Raw genomic sequence first — 21,213 nt, forward strand, 5'->3', positions numbered from 1 at the left:
GAAACCGAAACCGGGGGGGGATCAGATCCTGGCAACGCCGCTGTCGCGTGCTGCCTTCGCAACCGCCGCTGCCACGGCGGGTCCGATACGTTTGTCAAAGGCCAGGGGGAGAATATAATCAGATTTCAGCTCTTCATCAGAAACCAGACCCGCCAGGGCCAGGGAAGCGGCCATCTTCATTTCCTCGTTGATGTCTGTGGCACGGACGTCCAGTGCGCCGCGGAACAGGCCGGGGAAGCACATCACGTTGTTGATCTGGTTGGGATGATCGCTCCGTCCGGTGCCGACCACGGCGGCTCCGGCGGCCAGGGCTTCGTCCGGCTCAATTTCCGGGGTGGGGTTGGCCATCGGGAAGATGATCGGGTCTTCGGCCATGGAGCGGACCATATCCTGGCTGACGATGTGCGGCGCGCTGACGCCGATGAACACATCCGCGCCCTTCATCGCGTCCGCCAGCTTGCCGGAGAACTTCTCCGGATTGGTGATCTTCGCCATGGCTTCCTGGGCGGGATTCATCTGTTCACCCTCGCACAGGATACCGAAGCGGTCCACCATCTTCATATGCTTCACGCCCAGGTTCAGCAGGTGCTTGCCGATGGCAATGCCTGCGCTGCCGGCGCCGTTGATCACGACTTTTGCTTCGCCGATGTCCTTCTTGACCACTTTCAGGGCGTTGATCAGGGCAGCGCCCACAACCACGGCGGTGCCGTGCTGGTCGTCATGGAACACGGGAATATCGCACAGCTCCTTCAGCCGGCGTTCAATCTCGAAGCAGCGGGGTGCGGCAATGTCCTCCAGGTTGATGCCGCCGAAGCTGCCGGAAATCAGGTAGATGGTCCGTACGATTTCGTCCACATCCTTGCTGCGGATACAGATCGGGAAGGCATCCACGTCGCCGAAGGCCTTGAACAGGGCACATTTGCCTTCCATCACGGGCATACCGGCTTCCGGACCGATATCACCCAGGCCGAGCACCGCGGTACCGTCTGTAATCACGGCAACCAGATTATGCCTGCGCGTCAGCGTGAAGGACTTGTCGTAATCCTTCTGGATTTCCAGACAGGGCTGGGCAACACCGGGCGTGTAGGCAAGGGACAGATCATCTTTGGTTTTTACGGGAACACGGGAAACAACTTCAATTTTACCCTGCCATTCGCCATGCAGACGCAGGGACTCCTCAGCGTAATTCAAAGGGATGCCCTCCTTATAAAAAATGTTTTTTGGTTGTATTCATTATAATGGAGAAATCGGAAAATAACAAGACCAAATATGGCAAACATTGGCTGGCCTTGAACGGAAAAAGGGCTGAGCGTATAATAAAAACACCAACAGGGAAAAGAGGCGTAAACGGATGCTGGAAAGCTTTATGGTTGCCTTCAACGCGGTAGGACCGTTCCTGATCCTGCTGGGGATCGGCTTTGCGGCAGTCCGGCTTAAGCTGACGGACCGGCCGTTCATGGACCGGCTGAACGCGCTGAATTACCGGCTCTTTTTTCCCTTCCTGATGTTCAATAATGTTTACAGCGCGAAGCCGGAAAACATGCCCTCCGTGAAGCTGATGCTTATGGGCTCGCTTTCGGTGATCCTGCTGGTAGTACTCCTGGTGATCATCGTCCCGAAGATCGTGAAGGAGAATCCCCGCCGGGGCGTTGTGATCCAGGGTATTTTCCGCAGCAATTTCATCATCTACGGCATCCCGCTGACCACCTATGTTTTCGGCACGGAGAAGTCCTCTGTCTGCGGTATGATGATCATGATCATGGTTTCCATTTTCAATATCGCGGCGGTCATTGTGCTGGAGCTGTTCCGGGAGGGCGGAAAGATACGGCCCGGCGCGCTCCTGCTGGGCATTGTGAAAAACCCGCTCCTGCAGGGCTGCGTTGTGGGCCTGCTCTTCTACCTGCTGCAGATCCGGCTGCCTTCCTTCGTCGCAACGCCGGTATCCTCACTGGCCGGGGCGGCAACGACCATTGCCCTGGTGGTGCTTGGCGCGAACCTGAAGTTTGATGAATTGAAAAAGAACAGCCGGACAATCAGCGTTGTGCTGGTCATCCGGCTGATCCTCCTGCCGGTTGTAATGGTGGCTTTTGCGTATCTGATCGGTCTGCGGGGCGTGGAGCTGTTCCTGATCCTGATGATCTTCGGCACTCCCGTTGCCACTTCATCCTATCCCATGGCCCAGAATATGGGCGGGGACGGACAGCTGGCGGGGCAGCTGGTCTTTGTGAGCACCGTGGCCTCCCTCGCGACCATCTTTGTCTTTATCTTTACGCTGTCCCGGCTGGGACTGCTTCTGTGAAAAACTGAAAAACGAAGATTACCGTGCGCTCCCGGTAAGCGTCCCGCTTCCGGGAAGGGTCAGGGTGCTCACGGTGGCGCTGCGGGCGACGTTCAGCAGGGAGGTTTCCAGCTGTGCCTGCAGCAGGGCGTTGTTGTCTTCCAGGGAGGCAATGCCTTCAGAAAGCTGGCCGATCCGCTGTCCGCCAGCGTTCAGCGCCTGCAGGTCAGAGAACAACACCCCGAAGAACAGGATCATAACCAGTGCCAGCGTAATCAGCAGCACGTCCCACCGGATGCCGCGGGAAGAAAAAACGGGCAGGGCGTGGACGGTTTCCGTGACGACGCCCCGATTCCGGGAACCTGCGTTCAGTCCTCTGGTCCAGTCCTGTACCTGCCTGGAAGAATAAGGGGAAGAAAGCTGCTGACGGCCGGGGACAGAAAACAGGCCTTCCTGTTGCGGAAGGGCATATCCCTGTATGCTGTTCATACGACGAACTGCCAAAGCTGCTTCCCCATTTCGTTTGTGTTTTTCTGGGCGATATTATACCATATATTGTGGATTATGTTATTACTTTTTTGTTAATAATCCGTACAAATTCGTTACCGGGAAAGCGCTTTGAACGAGTCCGGAGTTATTTCCTGACCTCTGTATACAAGGCTGCACAACGTTCGGATCGAAAAAGATGTAACAGCGGTGTAAAATGTACGCAGAAAAGAACAAAAAATAGACAAAATGGTCAAAACCCCCTTGACACGCCTTTCGAACCGTTGTATAGTCTACGCAATTCTTAAAGAAAGGAGCTCTTCCAATGAGGAATGCAAGGATGATTAAGAACCTGCTGACTAAGCGTGAGACTAAGTTCATATCCATCGGATCTGTGTCCGCCAGGCTGAAGAGCTCCGGAGTATAATTCCAGGCTCTGCTCAGTTTATACGGCCGCTTATCCGAATGGGTAAGCGGCCTTTTTATACTCCGCATTCTTCCGGAAACCGGGAACGACCCGGGTGAAACCAGGAATTTTCACGACGTATATCAGGAAAGGATTGGATTGATTATGAGGATTATTACAGCAAGACGGATCTGGCTGCTGTTGAGGAATAATAAAGCTGTGAGACATTTCGGGACGGTTATTGACCGAACCCAGGGAGAGTAAAACCTGAAGGATCAGAACGATAGCCTGTCTTAAATGATACAAGCTGCCATACCGGCAGGATAACAGCCTGAGTCAACGAAGCCGGACGGAATCCGGCACATCAGACGGTGTGTTTCGTCTACCCAAAAAACAGATAATTGGGCCCGCATTGCAGCGGGCATAAAAGAAAAGAGGTAATTGATTATGATGCATTGTTGGAAAAATATCGGCCCTGAATGGAAGACTGAAGATGTGCTTCAGGTCCGTGAAATACTGAAGGATGAACATATCCCCTTTAAGATGCCTTTCTCGGACATCTTTTTCGTAAACATCTTCCACACGCCCGCGGAAGATAAAAGATGGACGGTTATGGTTCGGGAAAAGGACTGGGAAAAGGTTGTCCGTATGCTGATCAAAGAAGAACTGATCCGCGGGGCGGAGCTTGAAATCTGCCCTGTCGGAACCGGCCCGGAACCTGAGCGGGCCTTTCCCTTCGGCACCCCTGTTCCCTCCCGCTGAGTGAAGGGATGGAAAGGGCAAAAACCGTTTTTGTACAGGCAGAAACGGTTTTACTCTTTTGCGGGCTGTCTGCTCTGTGCTACAATATTTGCAGATAACCGGGATTTTACGCACCGGGTACCGGTGAATATGCCCAGAAAGGATCATGCCGGACTGTGACGTATATACTGAACAGGCACTTCATCACGATCTTCCTGATCGTTGGTTTTACCATGAAGCTTCGCAGCCAGAGGCGCGCAGGGGATACCGGCCTGCGCTATTTCTGGCTGACGGTGTTCAGTACCATTGTCCTGGTTGCGGCTGATTCCCTGGACGTCTGGGCCCAGCAGGAACAGGACAGGTACGTCCTGCGCCTTGTTTTTTCGGTGATTGGTTATATTGCGCGTCCGGCTGCGGCGATGAGCATTGCCCAGATTGTTTATCCGAAGGGGAAACGGCCTTTCTATCTGTGGATTCCGTTTATCCTGAACGCGCTGGTATACTGCTCGGCATTCTTTACCCCGATTGCCTTTGAGATTACGGAAAAAAACTGTTTTGTCAGGGGACCGCTGGGCCTGACGGTGTTCAGCGTCTGCTTCTTCTATATTGTTTTTGCTGTGCTGACCACCTGGGCGCGGTTCAGGTATGAGGTCCGGCCGCGGGACCGGTATGTGCTTTATATCTGCGCGATCGCCTGCCTGGTGGCGGCCCTGCTGGACTGGGATATGGATACAGACTACGTCAATGCCGCGATTATGATCAGCAGCATTTTCCTGTATATGTTCATCTGGTTCTATGACACGAACCGGGATCCGCTGACGCGGCTAAGGAACCGTCTTGCGTTTTATGAGGACTCCGAGCGGTACGCTGCGCTGGTTACGGCGGTGGCCTCTGTGGATATGAACGGACTGAAGGAGCTGAACGACTCCAAAGGCCACGAGGCGGGAGACGAAGCGCTGAAGGCCATCGGCAAAAGTATGGAGGAAGTGGCCGGCCGGAGAATCACGGCATACCGGATCGGCGGAGATGAATTTGTGCTGCTGTATATCCGCCAGGATGAAACGGTGGTGCGCGACACCATGTACGGCCTGAAGAACCTGATCAAAGACAGGGGATATTCTGTTTCCGTAGGATATTCCATGCGCAGCGGCCGGGAGGATACCGTTTCGGATATGCTCCGCAGGTCGGATGAATGGATGTACGCGGACAAGGCGGAATACTACCGGCAAAACGGACGGGACCGGAGGATCAGGGAGCAGGATGATACAGAAAAAGGAGCGGATCAGTGATCCGCTCCTTTTTCTGTCAGCGTCAGTATTTTTTCCGGATATGTGCGACGGCAGCAATGCCGGCAACGACCTGGAGAATCAGCAGTCCGCCCAGAATGAGGATGGTAAAGGAATGCTTTTCGGCGATCCCGGCGGCATACAGCACCGTAAGGATGAGCATGGTGCAGACGATGAGCAGCAGGCTGAAGTTATAGGCAATACGGCCGGCACGATCCATTATTATCCGGTTCAGTTCGTCGTGCTGCGCGATCTCCTTGTTCTCCTGCAGTTCTTTCAGCCTGTCTGCCTGCGCCGGGGAAGACCAGTGGAACCAGCTGATTACCCTGCCGACGCCAAGACACAGTCCGGCCCCGGCAATGCCCCAGAAGATGCCGTCAAATGAGGTTTCCGTCAGGAGCGCGGCCGCGAGTGCGGCGGCTCCCGCCAGCGTCAGGATAATGCCAGATATCAGTTCACTTTTTTTCATGGTTGTTCCCTCCGTCCCGTATAAAGATTTCCTCAATAGGCTTTCCGAAAAAGTCGGCTATGTCAAAGGCCAGATCCAGGGAAGGGTTATACCGCCCTGTCTCAATGGAACTGACGGTCTGCCGGGATACGCGGATCGCGCGGGCAAAATCCTCCTGGCTCAGTCCCCGTTCCTTGCGGAATTGTTCAACCCGGTTGTCCAACAGCTTTCACTCCTTTCGTATGATGTAAAGGTTCCTTTACATGACAAAGCATAACATACCCTTTCAGGTATGTCAAGCTTCCTTTACATTTTTTTTATTCTTCGTTGACCACGTTCCGGGCCCAGAAGTCGGATTTAAGCATAATCAGGCCGATCATGACCTTCAGGATATCCACAAACTGTACGCAGAAGTAAACCTGCGTGATGGTCAGTTCCGTAAACCGGGTCAGGCAGAAGGCCAGGGGCACTGCAATCACCCAGGTATAGACGGCGTCAAACAGGAAGGTAATGACCGTACGACCGCCGGAGCGGATGGTAAAGTAGGTCACGTGTGCGAAGGAGTGGATCGGCAGGGAACATCCGGCGATGATCAGCAGCTGCCGGGTCAGGTCCCGTACTTCCTCGCTGACGTTGTAGAGCCGGGGCACCAGCGGGGCGGCGAGAACCATGCTCACGCCGATGATGACGTGAATCACTTCGGTCAGGAAGATCAGCTTCCGGTCCACGTCCCGGGCCTCTTCCATCTTGCCCGCGCCCAGGCGCTGTCCCACCATGATGGCTACGGCGCTGCCCATGCCCATCATGATGACGCTGAACAGGTTCCAGGCGGTGCCGTTGATGTTCAGCGCTGCCACGGCGTTCAGTCCGCGGGAGGAGTAGAACTGGGTGATAAAGGTCATACCCAGGGACCAGAGAATCTCGTTGATCAGCAGGGGCGTCGCCGTGCGAAGGATCTTCATGGCCAGGGAACCCGGCACATACAGGCTCTTGTAAGAGCCCGCAAAGAAAGGATATTTATCTGTATGCCTGTGGGCGTGACTGGCTACGATCAGCAGTTCCACATACCGGGAGACGACCGTCGCGATGGCAGCGCCCTGTACGCCCATGGCTGGAGCGCCCAGATGACCGAAGATCAGGACCCAGTTGCCGAACAGGTTGGTCAGGATGGCACAGATTCCGGCAAACATCGGCGCCCGGGTTTCGCCGGCTTCCCGCAGCGTACCGGCGTAAACCTGGACCAGCGCGAAGGGCGGCAGCCCCCACAGCATGATGTTCAGGTAGTCGCAGCCGCCGCGCTGCGTCAGGGCCAGGTCGCCGCCGTTGCTTTCACCTTTCAGGAAGGCAGCAATAAAGCTTTCCCCGAAAAACAGGTAGACCAGGATGGCCGCGGCGCTGATCAGCACGCCGAAGTACATCTTGCACCGGAAAGTATAGCGCATACCGTCCGTGTCGCCCTTGCCGAAGAACTGGGCGCCGTAGATACCGGCGCCGCTCATGCCGCCGAACACGGCCAGGATGAACACCAGCATCACCTGGTTCGCGATGGATGCGGCGGAAATGGCTTCCGTGCCGAGGCTTCCGACCATGATGTTGTCCAGCAGGGACACAAAGGAAGTGATAAACTGCTGGATCACGATGGGAATCAGCAGGGTGACGACGCTTTTATAGAAGGCCTTGTTGCCGATAAAATGAGAAAACATAAATACCTCAATTCATAATTCACAATTCATAATTCATAATTATATGAACCTTTATCTTCCCGGGAGGGTGCCGGAAAAGATAATATCCCTGAACGGGATTACGGGATATTGTACATGAGCGGCATATGAAGGTCAATCATCTATTAGTACATTTTTCTGTATACATTTATTCATACTGCTGGTATGGGTATCCGTTATTATGAATTATGAATTGACAGGAAAAATACAGGCTGAAAGCCTGTATTTTTCCTGTCGTCCGTTTGTACCGCTGTGCCGTTCATGGTATAATAAACTGTTATTGTAAACGGCGGGGAGAATCCTGCCGGGCCGGAGGAAATCATGCGCTTAAAGAAGCTGGAGCTCTACGGATTCAAGTCCTTTCCGGAGCGGACTGAGATTGTCTTCAAGGAAGGCATCACCGCGATCGTGGGACCCAACGGATCCGGAAAAAGCAATATAGGTGACGCAGTGCGCTGGGTGCTCGGTGAGCAAAGCGCGAAAATCCTGCGCGGCGCCAGCATGCAGGACGTGATTTTCGGCGGCACACAGCGCAGAAAGCCCCTCAGTTACTGTGAAGTTTCCCTTGTCTTTGACAATGAAGATAAAAGCCTTCCCCTGGACTATGCGGAGATTCAGGTGACCCGCCGGGTTTACCGCAGCGGGGAAAGCGAATATTTCCTGAACCGCTCTTCCTGCCGCCTGAAGGACGTCGTGGATCTGTTCCGCGATACCGGTATCGGCAAGGAGGGCTATTCCATTATCGGCCAGGGCCGCATTGATGAAATCCTGTCCCGCAAGGGAGAGGACCGCCGCCAGGTCTTTGAGGAGGCCGCCGGTATCGTCAAGTTCCGTGCCCGCAAGGAAGAGGCGGACAAGAAGCTGGCCCGTACCCAGGAAAACATTTCCCGGGTGGATGACCTGCTGGATGAACTGAAGCACCGTCTCGGCCCGCTGGAAGAGGACGCGAAGAACGCCCGGGTTTACCTGGACCTGTCCGCCCGGCTGAAGGTGCTGGATCTGAACCTGTTCCTGGTCCGCTCGGATAAGATGGAAGCGAAACTCCGGGAGTCGGATCATGACCTGCAGAATATGCAGGCTGTCCTGACGCAGAACGAGGAGAACCTGAAAGCCAGGACGGAGGAACGGGATATTCGCCAGGCGGAGATCCAGGACCTGGATGAAAAGATCGCGTCCGCCCATAATGCCCTGATGGAGGGCATGGAGACGGTTCACCGGGCGGAGAATGCCTCCCGTGAAGTGGAGGAGCGCCGGAACCGCCGCCAGGAGGACCGCCAGCGCATCGGGGAGGAACTGAAGGACGCGGAGGAGCGGATCGCGGAGCTGGACGCCATGGCGTCCGAATCCTCCGGCGGCAGCGAAACCCGCAGCGCCTCGCTGGAGAAGCTGACTGCCCGGCTGGAAGCCGCAAAGGCGGCGGAAGAGCAGGCCCGGGCGGAGGAAGCCGAAAAAGAGAAAATCCTGGAAGAGCATAAGAACGAGATGCTGGAGGCGGTGAACCGCCGTGCTGCGGCCCTGAGCGATCAGACCCGCCTGACCACGATGCTCAATGCCATGGAAACCCGTCTGCAGGAAATCACGGTTTCCTGTGAGGAGATGCGGAAAGAGGAAACGGACCTCGCCGCCGCTGTGACGGATGCCCACGGACGCCTGGAGAAGGAAACCGCGGAGCAGGACCGCCTGTCCGCTTCCCTGCAGGAAGCCCGCACCGGACTGGAAACCGCGGACGCGGAAGTGATCAGCGCCCGGGCGGCTTATGATACAAAGCTGGCGGAAATGCGGGAAATGGAAGCCCGCCAGAAGATCCTGGAGGATCTTTCCCGGGAGATGGAAGGCTATTCCCATGCCGTGCGCCGCGTGATGCACCGTGCGCGGGACCGGGAGGACAACCGGATCCGGGGACCCATCAGCCAGCTGATTTCCGTCCCGGAAAAATATGAAACAGCCATGGATATGGTGCTTGGCAACACCCAGCAGCATATCGTTACCGAGGATGAGGAAACCGCCAAGGAACTCATCGAATTCCTGCGTGAAAGGAATATGGGCCGGGCTACCTTCCTGCCCATGACGACGGTCAGGCCGCGGCTGCTGACCCCGCAGGAGCAGGAAGTCCTGTCCATGCCCGGGTGCCTGGGCGTAGCTTCCGACCTGGTATCCTGTGACGAGGATTACCGCGGGATTGTGGAGAATCTCCTGGGCCGCACGGTGGTCGCGGAGGACCTTGCCTCCGGTATACCCATCATGCGCAAGGGCGGACATGCCTTCCGGCTGGTGACACTCAAGGGAGACGTTATGCACTCCGGCGGTTCCATGACCGGCGGTTCCGTTTCTTCCAACAATGTAAACCTCTTTACCCGGGAACGGGAACTGAAGGAACTGACAGGGAAACTGTCCGCCGGACAGGATGAGCTTGAGGCACTGCTGAAACAGATGCAGGACGGCCAGAAGCGGAAGGATGAGCTCAAAGCCCGTTCCGCCGACGCGCTGGAAGAACTGCACCAGCAGGAAATCGCCGTTGCCCGGGAAACCGAGCGCGTGCAGAACGCGGAAGCAGAAGCGTCCACCCATGCCATGCGGCTTCATGAGTCCGAGGCAGCCCGGGAGCAGCTCATGGAATCCATGATGCAGATCCGGGAGCAGCTGTCCATGGCCGCGGACAGCACGGAGCAGACGGACAAGACCCGTGATGAGATGGAAGCGCAGGCGGCACAGCTGCAGCAGGCGCTGACGGAAGCCCGGAAAAAGACAGAGGAGCGGGCGGAGGAGACTCTGCGCCTGACTCTGGAAACGAATGACCTGAGGCACGAGCTGGAAACCCTGCAGCGGGATCGTGCCCGTTATGAGCAGGACCGGAAGCGGATGACCGCGGAGCAGGAACGCCGCCGGAAACAGCTGGCGGAAATGGAAGCGGCGGAAGCCGGAGACCTGGAAGCCGCTGCCGCGGCGGAAAAGGAACTGGAACAGGGCCGGCTGGAACAGGCCCGCCGGGAACGGATCTCCCACGCGCTGGAAGAGGACCGGGCCGGAAAGCAGGAGATGCTGAAGGAAATCCTTTCAGATATCGAAGGCCTGCATCAGTCCCGCCAGCGGGATACGGACCGGGCGCACCGGCTGGAACTCAGCCGTGCCCGTACGGAAGGCGACTTGAAGGCGCTGCGGGACCGGATCTGGAACACATACGAAATCACCTATGCCGGAGCGGAAGAGTTCCGGATTACCGAAGGCTTCAGCCTGACCGAGGCGGACCGCGAAGCGGCCCAGTTGTCCGCGGAAATCCGCGCCCTGGGTCCGGTCAACGTCCGGGCGGTGGAGGAATACGCGGATACCAAGGCCCGTGCGGATGAAATCATCGCGCAGCGGGAGGACCTGGAAAAGGCGGAACAGGACCTGAAGGACCTGATTGCCCGCCTGCTGGCCGGTATGAAGGAAACCTTTGTGGAGCAGTTCACGCTGCTGCAGGGCTATTTCTCGGAAACCTTTGTCCGTCTTTTCGGCGGCGGCCATGCTGAGCTGATCCTGATGGATCCTTCGGATCCCCTGAACTGCGGCATTGAAATCAATGCCCAGCCTCCGGGCAAAAAGCTGCAGCTGCTGTCGCTGCTTTCCGGCGGCGAGCGAACCCTGACAGCTATCGCAATCCTGTTTGCCACCCTGAAGCTGAAACCGACGCCCTTCTGTATCCTCGACGAAATCGAGGCCGCGCTGGACGACGCGAATATCGGCTATTTCGCTGATTACCTGGCGGAGTATTCCGCTTCCACCCAGTTTGTGGTCATTACCCACCGGAAGGGAACCATGGAACGGGCAAACGGCCTGTATGGTGTGGCCATGGAAGAGCAGGGAGTCAGCAGAATGGTTTCCGTTTCCCTGCAGGATTACCGGGAAGCGTAAGCATCCGCTCACAAGGCTGATGCAGATCATGAAATGGAGGAGGCGCACATGAAAAAGAGTCTGACCGCTCTGCTGGTACTGTTATTGATGGCTGTTCTGTGCGCCTGTGCCGGCGCGGAAGAGGCCGGGAAAACAGATCTGTTTGATCTGTGGGATTACGGCGGCGAAAGTATGACCTGGGTGGCCTCGGTGGTTCCCGTGAATGAAGGCACCGTCATGACGTCGCCGGCCGTGCTTCCGGAAAATACGGAGCATCTGGCGGTTTCGGACGGGAAGAACTTCTGGGAAGTGCAGGCCGTTCTGCAGGATGACGACGGACTGCTGGCCATGGTCTTCTATGATTCGACGGAAACGCCTGAGCGCTGTGAACCCTGGACGCTCCTGAAGCTTGGGACCAGCGCGGATGTTGAAGACTGCGTTGTCCGGAGCGGAGACGCCTTCGGATCCCGGGTGAACCGGGGAGTGCAGTACGCACAGGAGATCATGCGGGAGCGCCGCTTTGAGGTGCTTTCCCTGACGGGCCCTGCCGCGCTGGGAAGCCCTGTGCTGACAACGGACGGCCAGCTGGCGGGGATCGTTGTAGCGGAATGGGCTGAAGGCGACAATCAGGTGCTGGCTGTGACGCCGGAGGAGATTATTTATACCTGGTACCGGGTTTCTTCCCTTCTGAAGAACCTGCCGGACTGGCAGGATATGCCCGCCGGGATGGACGTGACGATTCAGCAAAACCAGGTGACTTTTGACTGGACGGAAGATATGAAACTTCCGGAAACGGCGGAAGGGGAAAGCCTGTACCTGGTGGTGATGGATACGGGCAATGACTTCTTCCGGTATAATCTGGTGAATCCCGGGCAGAAGTCCCTGTCGCTGCTCCTGACACCGGGCAGGTTCTATTTTGCCGGCTTTGTGGCTTCGGCGGGAGCGCCTGAAGTGTTCCCTGAAACCTATGCGACCTTCAGCGTGCCGGCGGCAAAGCCCCTGACAGAATACGGTTTCCATCCGCTGGTAACTGCCATAGCGGAAGCGCCGGAAGGCGGCCTGCAGGGAAATGAAGCGCCTGTTCCGGTTACGGAAGTTACGGAGGAGCTGCTGCGCAGCGGCCGGGCTTATTTCTATTCTTCCTCAGCCTATGAAGTTACGGAAGACGTGCCGAACCAGACGCTGGTGATTACACTGACAGCTCCGGACGGCGTCTGCTACAGCTATAATACCGGATGGTCCTACCTGAAGGAGTGTATGACGGAGGATACCTGGTATCTGTCACTGCGGGAGATCGGACTGACAGAGGGACTGGATAAGAAAAATTATCCGGAAGGGATCTATCGTGTTGCTTACTACGTGAACGGTTATCTGGCCGACACGTTTGAATTTGAACTCAAGTGAGGGGGTCTTTCCCATGCCTAATTTTTCTCTGGACGATGAGGTTTTTTTCCGCGCCGCGGAAAAGTTTCCCACACCCTTCCATCTGTATGATGAGCAGGGAATCCGCCTCCGGGCACGCCGGCTGAAGGCTGCTTTCGCCTGGTGTAAGGATTTCAGGGAATACTTTGCCGTCAAGGCGCTTCCGAACCCCGCTGTGCTGCGGATCCTGAAGGAAGAAGGCTGCGGCCTGGACTGCTCTTCCGCTACGGAACTGATGCTGGCCAAGGCCTGCGGTTTCTCCGGTGAAGAGATTATCCTGTCCGCCAACGCCATGCCTCCGGAAGAGTTTGCCCAGGCCCGGGCACTCGACGCTTTCATTAACCTGGATGACCTTTCAGACGTTGAACTGCTGCGGACCCACGGCGGCTTTCCGTCCTGCGTCTGCCTGCGCTATAATCCCGGCGGACAGTTCTCCATCGGCAATACAATCATGGGGAATCCGGGTGAAGCGAAATACGGCATGACCCTGCCCCAGCTGAAGGAAGCCCTGACCGTGCTGAAAAAGGAAGGAGTCACTTCCTTCGGCCTGCACGCTTTCCTGGCGTCCAATACCATTGACCCCGCCTACTATCCGGGACTGGCGGAGCTGCTCATGACCCTGGGACGGGACCTGGCGGCGGAGCTCGGCATGAAGTTCGCCTTTGTGGACCTGTCCGGCGGTATCAGCATTCCTTACAAGCCTGAAGATCAGGAACCGGATATCGAACAGGTGGGCGAAGGCGTCCGGAAGGTTTATGAAAAGCTTTTCCCCGAAGGCGGCGTCGCCATCAAGACGGAGCTGGGCCGCTGGATGACCGGCCCCTGCGGCTGGCTGGTGACGCATGCGGTGCACGAAAAAAAGATCTACCGGGATTATATCGGCGTGGACGCCTGCGCGGTCAACCTGATGCGCCCGGCGATGTACGGCGCGTATCATCATGTGACCGTCTGCGGCAAGCGGGATCTTCCCGCGGACCACGTTTACGATATTACCGGCAGTCTTTGTGAGAACAATGATAAGTTTGCCTGGGAACGGAAGCTTCCGGAGATTAAGATCGGAGACCTGCTCCTGATTCATGATACCGGTGCCCACGGCTCCGCCATGGGCTATAACTACAACGGCCGCCTGCGCGGGGCCGAAGTGCTGTATACTGCGGACGGGGATTACCGGCTGATCCGCCGGGCCGAAACCGCGGCGGATTACTTTGCCACCCTGGATGTGGATCCGGCTTACAGCACGATTTCTCCCGGGCGGTAACCCCGGGGCAGCTCTTCCTCTTCCACGAAGGGAAGGCTTTCATCCTCCAGCGTCGGCAGGAATGCCTCGTAGGGGATGCATTCAATTTCACGTTCGTAAACGCTCCGGCCGAACCAGCCGCCCTCCCGGGCTGCCAGGTTCAGGTCGCGGGCGATTTTTGTTTTATTGCTGCAGTCGTGCACGGCGATGGGCCACTTTTCTTCCGCTGCGGTTTTCATAACCTGCAGGGTCAGGTCCCGGCTGATGATGGGACTCAGGTAGCCCATCCGGCAGAAGTACATCGGCTCCCCGAAGTAGTTGGGCAGGTTGTTGTCGTTCAGATGCAGTTCCGCACAGTTCATAAAGTCGATTCCCGTTGCGAGGATCTTCTCTTTTTTGTTGTTCAGCGCCTTGAAGAATTCCCTTGTCATGGGCGTCTCGATGCCTACCCGGGGAATGTATTTCTTTGCAATGGCCATGGCGTTGATGACCTTGTCCGCGGCGCCGCTGGCACCCAGGTTGAAGCGCAGCTCATCCAGTCCGGCTTCGCCCAGGGCTTTCAGGTTTTCCTCATTGGCGTTGACGCCGTTGGTATACATATGCTGGTGTACGCCGGCTTCGCGGAAGCGGCGGATGATGCCGTAATACTTTTCAATTTCCATGAAGGGTTCCAGGTAGACGTAGGCGATGCCTGTGGGTTTACCCTGCAGGGCAAACAGAAGAGGCAGGTCCTCTTCCCGGTACCGTCCGCCGCCGATTTCCCACAGCCCTTCGCCGATGGGTTCGATCTCATCCAGCATGCCGTAGTCATAGCAGAAGGGGCAGGCAAGGTTGCAGCGGTTGGTTTTGCGTACCGCGGAAAGCCCTGTTCCCAGCAGGCAGCTGCGGCAGCCGGCAGGGAAGTTCTCCTCCGGCCCGACAAACAGGGTGCAGGCGGGAAGGCCGGGTGTCCAGGGCTGGACGCCGGCTGATCCCGGCATGACGGCCTTCAGGCCGGGGATGGCGGCCAGGGCTTCTTTCCGGCGTTTTTCCACGGCGGTTTCAATCTGGCTGAATACGGCCAGGGAGATTTCCTGCTGGCGGCAGCCGAGGGGTTCGTCACCGGGAAGTTCCGCGAAAAACCGGAACCAGGTCAGGGCGTCTTTTTTGGAGATTTTCATGGGCTTTCTGTCCTTTCAGATGTTACAGAATCATTGCGTTTTTATTGACAAAATCGGCACATTCCGGTATCATTAATCTGTTTGAATCAGCCTGGCATACAGGCCGGAAGGCCGGAAACTGAAGGGAGAACACGTACGGATGAAACGGAGGAATCAGACCCGGGGGAAGCTGTTTTTGCTGACGCTCTGCGTTTGTTTCTTCCTGTGTGTTTGTGCTGCCGCCCTGGCTTCCGGTGTTGAAACGGATGAGGACGGCGGCGTCTGGGATTACGACAAGGGAACCTATACGGATCCGACCGGCAAGGTGCATGAGATTACGCCCGGCGGCGTACAGGAAGATAACCCCAGATCCAGCACCGTGGATAATCCGGACGGCAGCAAGACCGTTGTTACCACGGACAAGGATCCGGTGAAAAACCCGGATGGCGGCATGGAAGTGGAATCCGGGCAGATTCAGAGCCAGGAACCGGAAGTTACGCGTGCCCCTCTCGTCGGAGAGGAATGGGATGCGCTGCTGGCCGGTGTGGCTGCCAAGAACGGGACGGATACACCGACGGTGTGGACGGATCCCGCCACAGGGGAAGCCCATTCCGTACAGGTGAAGTACATGGGTATCGGCCGCTCCATGATCGTGGTGAACGGCGAAAGCAAACTTGTGAATACCGTTGACCTGAAATGGGAAACGACCGCGCCTGAAGATAAAGTGCTTGCGGCTGTCAGCGCGCCGAAGCTTGGCTATGCCTGGCTGCGGAAGGACGCAAGCAGCAGCATGAAGAATCCGAAGATCCAGCAGATCCGTACGGATACCGTGCTCCGCGTGATCGGAACGGGGAAGAACTGGACCCTGGTGGACTGTGACGGCCTGCGGGGATATGTGCAGACGTCCTCGCTGGAGTTCTTCTGCAACGACCACACGGATTTTGAGGCCGGGGTGGTTTCCGTCAAGGGAAGAACCAAGGGCAATGACAGCGTTCATGCCCGCTCCCGGGACCGGGGACGCCGTGATCTTGGGGAATATAAACTGGGAACGCCCATTACCGTCTTTGATATCATTGATGAATGGGCCGAGGTGGATATCTGCGGCTGGCACGGTATGATCCTCAGCAAATATGTGACGATCATAAACGAATGATCAATTCATAATTCACAATTCATAATTATTTTGTCAGCCTGATCCTTTACGGTCAGGCTGATAATATATCTATGCAATACATAACGTCAGTGGTTCACGTGTTCCGGGAAACCGGCAGAAATAATTCTGAATTCTGAATTCTTAATTCTGAATTAATTACCGATGTTCTCGAAGAAATCATCCTTGGCTTCGTCCGGTCCTACAGTAGTTCTGTACAGGCCGAACAGGCTGTTGTCCCAGGGACCCCAGTCTTCCACATGATAATCCGTAGCCTGCTGGCTGATATGGCAGCGGAAGCCGTCCTCTGCCACTTCGAAGGAGGTCTTTCCGCCGAAGGCTTCCAGCGGCTGGCGCCAGTCCATATCGATTACATTTTCTTTCCAAAGGTGCAGGTAGCATTTCGGCGTATCCCAGGTTCCGTATTTTTTGGCGGACTTGGGGAATTTGTTTTCATTTGCGGCATATTCCACACAGTGCATGGCCGCGTCTCCGCACACCCGGTGGGCGCCGTGGCCGTATTCGCCCTGCAGATCGTGGGCCAGCAGCACGTCCGGCTGGAACCGCCGGATCCACTCTGTGACTACCTCATAGACATGGTTTTTACTCCAGTGTTTATACTGCTTGCTCAGCGAATAGGAAAATGCATCCTTGAAGCTGCCGTAGGCCGGATAGTTCCGTACGCCGCAGGTCCACAGGCAGTCCAGCAGTTCCAGCCGGCGGTAGGGCATGGAGGGAACCATCATGCAGACCTGGCAGATTTTCTTTTCCTCACCAGCGTACCGGGGCAGCGTACCGCCGAACCACAGCACTTCGTCGTCCTGGTGGGCTACCAGCAGCATCAGATCGGCTTTTTCCGCGCAGGGCTGCCACTGCTGTGCTTCCGGCGGTGTTTCGCCGGGACCGTAGATCCGCAGCTCCGCCATGTTGAAGTGGCGCCTTTCTCCGGGGGCGTTTCCCACCCGGAAAACGGTGGTGCCTTCCGGCAGCGGCAGGTATTCCGCCAGGTAGTTACCTTCTGTATGACCGGCGTCGGTCCAGTTTCCGCTCTCGTCTTTCACCTGCACGCCCCAGGCATGGGGATGCTCATACCACTGCACCATGACGCCGGAAGCGCTCTGGCCGTCGGGTACGGTCACTTCCACATAACCCTTATCGCCGTTATTGGTCTTCCAGTAAGTCTTGTAGTTCCGGTCCTTGCAGGTGTTGAAGGATTTCCGGCCGGAGCCGGCGTTGAACTTGCAGGAACTTGTGATGTCTTTTGCAGGTTCCGCAGCCGCGGCTGTAAAGCAAAAAAGGGCCGCGATCAGCACCATCGCGGCGAACAGTCCAAGGTGTCTGTACCAGCTCTTTGCGCTCAACTCAATACGCTCCATTTATCAATTCATAATTCACAATTCATAATTCATAATGTAAGTTACTTTTCTCCATATACACTGAATGGAGCAGATGCTGTATGCTTACCTGACGGAATCATCTTATTCGGTTCACAGTTCATATAATTATGAATTGTGAATTATGAATTATGAATTCCATCTTATCTTCTGACCAGGTGTTTGAATACTTTCTTCACTTTTCCCGGCAGCTTCCGGGCTTTTTGCTGTGCCACGGCGGCTGCCAGCGCGCCTGCCCGGAAAACGTTGTTGTCCGGATCCAGTCTCACGGCTTCCCGGAAGGACTGATGGGCACTGTCGTATTCTTCCATGGCCATCAGGACCTTACCCTGCATGTAATACCATTCTCCGTCTCGCTTCTCACAGCGCACCAGGCTGCGCAGGGCGCCTTCCGGATTATCCTTTGCCATCGCCCGCTGGGCCATCAGGATAGACTCGGCACTGGAAAGCTCGGGGGTTACTGTATTGACACCGGTCCGCGGGGAGGCCAGGCGCAGGGCTTCTTCATAAGCCAGGTTCAGCGCGACCATCCGCGTCTGGGCGGCTTCTTTTTCGGCCGGATCCGTGATCATGTCGGGATGGCACTTTCGGGCCAGTGTCCGGTACGCACTCCGGATCTCATCCGGGGTGGCTAGTCCCTTCAGACCCAGGACCTCAAAGGGATTGTTCATAACATTGCACCTCTCAGGTCACAGGGCGGACTCCCGCCTGATCTCCGCTCCGAGGGAACGGAGTTTGTCTTCAATATGTTCATAACCCCGGTCGATATAGTGGGGTTCATAAATCTCGGAAGTTCCCCTCGCCATCAGGGCGGCCACAATCAGGGCGGCGCCGGCCCGGAGGTCGGAGGCGGTCATCGGGGCGCCGTAAAGCTCCGGTACGCCTTCAATGATGGCGGTGCGGTCCATGACGCGTACATGCGCGCCCATGCGGCGGATTTCATCCAGGTGGCGGAACCGCTGCTCAAAGATGGTTTCTGTCACCAGGCTGGTTCCCTTGGCCGTGGTCAGCAGGGCGCTCATGGGCTGCTGCAGGTCGGTGGGGAAGCCGGGATATACCTGGGTTTTCACGTTGATGGCACGGCGGGGGCCGACCACATGCACCCGGATGGCGTCATCGCTGTCCGTGACCTTCACGCCCATTTCCAGCAGCTTTGCGCTCAGGGCGTCCATATGGGTGGGGATGCAGCCGTCGATAATCACGTCTCCGCCTGTCGCGGCGGCGGCGATCATCAATGTGCCGGTTTCAATCTGATCGGGAATGACGGCGTAGGTGCTGCCGTGCAGGCGCTGCACGCCGCGGATACGGATAATATCGGTACCGGCACCCTTGATCTTTGCGCCCATACTGTTCAGGAAGTTCGCAAGGTCAACGATGTGCGGTTCTTTTGCCGCGTTGTATATGAAGGTCTGGCCCTTCGCTTTTACGGCGGCCAGCATAACGTTTACTGTGGCGCCGACCGTGACCATGTCAAAGAAAACGTCGCCGCCGGTCAGGGTGCCTTCGGCCGTCAGCATGCCGCCGATTTCTTCAGCTTCCGCGCCGATGGAGCGGAAACCCTTCAAATGCTGGTCCACCGGGCGGGAACCGATCTCACAGCCGCCGGGGGTGGGAACCCGCGCCTTGCCGCAGCGTCCCAGCAGGGCGCCCAGCAGGTAATAACTGGCACGCAGACGCTGGGCATTGTGGTAGGAGATCTCCACGCCCTCTGCGGGCCGGGGATCCACATGCATACAGCGCCCGGGTTCGTAGTCCACTTTCGCGCCAAGCTCAACCAGGATATCCGCCAGCGCGTGGACGTCTTCAATATCGGGAAGATTTTCGATGGTGCAGGGCTCGTCGCTCAGCAGGGTAGCAGGAATTACTGCAACGGCGGTGTTCTTGCCGCCGCTGACCCGGACCTCACCTTCCAGTGCGTGTCCGCCGGTGATCAGCATCCGCTCTTTACCCATCCGGTTTCACTCCTCCGATTCTTTCCTGTTCAATTATTATACACTTTTCGACTTCTGCTGACAAGATGAACGGCTCGTTGCCGGCTGACCGGTTGTATGGTACAATATATCTGTTATGGGAAAAACAGGAAACGGGGGATCTGCCGCTATGAAGAGGCTTGCTGCTTTGCTGATTGTGCTGTGCATGCTCCTGTCTGCCGCGGGTGCCACAGCCGGAAATGAGCAGGTGCAGGGAGAAATAGTCATCTATTCCTCTATGTACCAGTTTGTGCTGGATATGCTGGATGAAGCGCTCCGGGAGGAATTCCCCAACCTGAAACCCGGGAATAACGGCAGCTTCTTTGTTTACGGCGGGACCAGCCGGCTGATCAACCAGATTTACGGGGAAATGGAAGACGGCGTGCTCGGCTGCGATATGCTGCTGGTGGCGGAGCCTGCCCTGAGCCTGGAACTGAAGGACGCGGAGTACCTGGAACCGGTGGAGGTTCCGGATGCTGCCTCGCTGCTCCGCTTTCCCTATGATGAGGACGGATACTGGTATCCTGTCCGCGTCTGTAATATGATTCTGGCATATAACCCGGAACTGGAGGCCCGGTGGGCGGAGAAGGGCGTAACGGTTCCGAAGACCTTTAAGGATTTTGCGTCAGACCGCAGCCTGAAGGGCGTTATTGCCATGGGGGATCCGCTGAGCAGCGGTACCACCTTTGCCGCGGTAGCTTCCCTGACCCAGTCCGGCCACTACGGGCGCCAGTACCTGAAGGGCCTGGCGGCCAACGAGATACAGATCATCTCAGGCTCTGATTCCATCGCGAAGATTCGCAGCGGGGAAATTGCCGCCGCCATGATCCTGGAAGAGTCCGTGCTGAAGGCCCTGAAGGACGCGGAAGACCAGGGCGTGCCCCTGACGAACCTGGCCTGCATCTATCCGGAGGACGGGGTGATCCTGATCCCCTCCACCGTGATGACGGTATCCGACGCCCACAGCAAAAACGCCAATGCGGAAGCCTGCAAAGCGGTGGAACAGTGGTTCCTCAGCGAACCGGCCCAGAAGCTGATCCTGAACGGCTATATGCATTCCGTTTTTGCGAATATGAACCAGATCCCTTACGGCTCTGTGGATACCGAAGAGCTGATCGCGAAGGATATGGGCGTCAACTGGGAAAATGTTTACCACAGCCGGGAAGAAATCAATCTTGCCTGGATGGATATTGTTGCCAACCGGCTGAACTGAGTTTTGACCGGGTGATCAGCAAAAAAAATGATCCTGTTTCAGGCATTATAATTTATACGTTTTTGAGCATCCGGGGTCACCCGGATGCTCAAAAAATACCGATTCAGTACCAAGGAAGGTCTTGCCTTTTTTCACAAGATGGAGTAGACTCTCTTCCAGAAGTGTGCCAGATATGGGTGAATCCGATTCGAAAGAGAGAGGGATTGTTTCATGCGGGAAAATGAGCCTCAGAATACGGCAGAAGCCATAAAAAAACCCCGGGAGACGGATCATCCCTGGGTAGATCTGCCCGTAGAAGATGACTCCCTGGGCGAATCAGTTCGTTACAGTCTGGATGAGATTCGGTACGCCTGATCTCAGGCTTCAGAATCGTCATCTCCGGTCTGCTTGATGCCGGTGACGGCACTGACGGCGGAGACCACGCAGATAATGACGGCGATAATCGCCACGAA

The 21,213-nt window shown here is 56.6% G+C and carries 18 protein-coding genes; 9 read left to right on the forward strand and 9 right to left on the reverse strand.

Annotated elements, in window-relative coordinates:
* Positions 1-21: 21 nt before the first annotated feature.
* On the reverse strand, positions 22-1,191 hold the full coding sequence (locus JRC49_08825; protein ID QTE69909.1) for an NADP-dependent malic enzyme: 1,170 nt from the start codon (positions 1,189-1,191) through the stop codon (positions 22-24).
* A 160-nt stretch (positions 1,192-1,351) separates the two neighbouring features.
* Here JRC49_08825 and JRC49_08830 point away from each other — a divergent pair, with 160 nt between their 5' ends.
* Positions 1,352-2,299 carry an AEC family transporter gene (locus JRC49_08830; GenBank protein QTE69910.1) on the forward strand — a complete coding sequence of 316 codons (948 nt, stop codon included), beginning with the start codon at positions 1,352-1,354 and terminating at the stop codon, positions 2,297-2,299.
* A gap of 18 nt (positions 2,300-2,317) precedes the next feature.
* Here the strand turns inward: JRC49_08830 and JRC49_08835 are convergent, their stop codons facing one another.
* A complete protein-coding gene (locus tag JRC49_08835; GenBank protein ID QTE69911.1) occupies positions 2,318-2,767 on the reverse strand; it encodes a hypothetical protein in 450 nt (149 codons plus the stop codon).
* Positions 2,768-3,617: 850 nt separating this feature from the next.
* Here JRC49_08835 and JRC49_08840 point away from each other — a divergent pair.
* Both JRC49_08840 and JRC49_08845 read left to right on the forward strand, forming a co-directional pair.
* On the forward strand, positions 3,618-3,932 hold the full coding sequence (locus JRC49_08840) for a hypothetical protein (GenBank protein ID QTE69912.1): 315 nt from the start codon (positions 3,618-3,620) through the stop codon (positions 3,930-3,932).
* A 155-nt stretch (positions 3,933-4,087) separates the two neighbouring features.
* Complete coding sequence (locus JRC49_08845; GenBank protein QTE69913.1) at positions 4,088-5,200, forward strand: GGDEF domain-containing protein; 1,113 nt, start codon at positions 4,088-4,090, stop codon at positions 5,198-5,200.
* A gap of 22 nt (positions 5,201-5,222) precedes the next feature.
* Here JRC49_08845 and JRC49_08850 read toward each other — a convergent pair whose 3' ends face one another.
* From JRC49_08850 to JRC49_08860, 3 genes are all read right to left on the reverse strand, one after another.
* A complete protein-coding gene (locus JRC49_08850) occupies positions 5,223-5,666 on the reverse strand; it encodes a hypothetical protein (GenBank protein QTE69914.1) in 444 nt (147 codons plus the stop codon).
* On the reverse strand, positions 5,653-5,868 hold the full coding sequence (locus JRC49_08855; GenBank protein QTE69915.1) for a helix-turn-helix transcriptional regulator: 216 nt from the start codon (positions 5,866-5,868) through the stop codon (positions 5,653-5,655). Before JRC49_08855 ends, JRC49_08850 begins: the two co-directional genes overlap by 14 nt.
* A gap of 94 nt (positions 5,869-5,962) precedes the next feature.
* Positions 5,963-7,348 carry an MATE family efflux transporter gene (locus JRC49_08860; protein QTE69916.1) on the reverse strand — a complete coding sequence of 462 codons (1,386 nt, stop codon included), beginning with the start codon at positions 7,346-7,348 and terminating at the stop codon, positions 5,963-5,965.
* 339 nt (positions 7,349-7,687) lie between these two features.
* Between JRC49_08860 and smc the strand changes: the two genes are divergently transcribed.
* From smc to JRC49_08875, 3 genes are read left to right on the forward strand one after another with little or no spacing between them, the layout of a single operon-like run.
* The gene (gene smc / locus JRC49_08865; GenBank protein ID QTE69917.1) at positions 7,688-11,257 is read left to right on the forward strand and encodes a chromosome segregation protein SMC; all 3,570 of its coding nucleotides are present in this window, start codon (positions 7,688-7,690) and stop codon (positions 11,255-11,257) included.
* 48 nt (positions 11,258-11,305) lie between these two features.
* Positions 11,306-12,640, forward strand: a complete 1,335-nt coding sequence (locus JRC49_08870) for a hypothetical protein (protein ID QTE69918.1) — start codon at positions 11,306-11,308, stop codon at positions 12,638-12,640.
* Between the two features lie 13 nt (positions 12,641-12,653).
* Positions 12,654-13,916 carry a diaminopimelate decarboxylase gene (locus JRC49_08875; GenBank protein QTE69919.1) on the forward strand — a complete coding sequence of 421 codons (1,263 nt, stop codon included), beginning with the start codon at positions 12,654-12,656 and terminating at the stop codon, positions 13,914-13,916.
* Here JRC49_08875 and JRC49_08880 read toward each other — a convergent pair.
* The gene (locus tag JRC49_08880) at positions 13,889-15,055 is read right to left on the reverse strand and encodes a radical SAM protein (GenBank protein ID QTE69920.1); all 1,167 of its coding nucleotides are present in this window, start codon (positions 15,053-15,055) and stop codon (positions 13,889-13,891) included. The genes JRC49_08875 and JRC49_08880 overlap by 28 nt on opposite strands.
* Before the next feature lie 139 nt (positions 15,056-15,194).
* On the opposite strand from JRC49_08880, the gene JRC49_08885 reads away from it, so the two are divergent.
* The gene (locus JRC49_08885; protein ID QTE69921.1) at positions 15,195-16,187 is read left to right on the forward strand and encodes a hypothetical protein; all 993 of its coding nucleotides are present in this window, start codon (positions 15,195-15,197) and stop codon (positions 16,185-16,187) included.
* Positions 16,188-16,339: 152 nt separating this feature from the next.
* Here JRC49_08885 and JRC49_08890 read toward each other — a convergent pair whose 3' ends face one another.
* From JRC49_08890 to JRC49_08900, 3 genes are all read right to left on the reverse strand, one after another.
* Positions 16,340-17,545, reverse strand: a complete 1,206-nt coding sequence (locus JRC49_08890) for a PIG-L family deacetylase (GenBank protein ID QTE69922.1) — start codon at positions 17,543-17,545, stop codon at positions 16,340-16,342.
* 176 nt (positions 17,546-17,721) lie between these two features.
* Positions 17,722-18,249, reverse strand: coding sequence for a DnaJ domain-containing protein (locus tag JRC49_08895; protein ID QTE69923.1), 528 nt, complete (start codon positions 18,247-18,249; stop codon positions 17,722-17,724).
* Between the two features lie 18 nt (positions 18,250-18,267).
* Positions 18,268-19,530 carry a UDP-N-acetylglucosamine 1-carboxyvinyltransferase gene (locus JRC49_08900; protein QTE69924.1) on the reverse strand — a complete coding sequence of 421 codons (1,263 nt, stop codon included), beginning with the start codon at positions 19,528-19,530 and terminating at the stop codon, positions 18,268-18,270.
* Between the two features lie 148 nt (positions 19,531-19,678).
* On the opposite strand from JRC49_08900, the gene JRC49_08905 reads away from it, so the two are divergent.
* Complete coding sequence (locus JRC49_08905; GenBank protein ID QTE69925.1) at positions 19,679-20,761, forward strand: extracellular solute-binding protein; 1,083 nt, start codon at positions 19,679-19,681, stop codon at positions 20,759-20,761.
* Positions 20,762-20,971: 210 nt separating this feature from the next.
* Positions 20,972-21,115: a hypothetical protein gene (locus JRC49_08910; GenBank protein QTE69926.1), complete on the forward strand. Its 144-nt coding sequence runs from the start codon at positions 20,972-20,974 to the stop codon at positions 21,113-21,115.
* The last annotated feature ends 98 nt before the right edge of the window (positions 21,116-21,213 follow it).

This window comes from Clostridiales bacterium FE2011 (assembly GCA_017569305.1).
In the GTDB taxonomy this organism is placed as follows: Bacteria; Bacillota; Clostridia; order Christensenellales; family Aristaeellaceae; genus Aristaeella.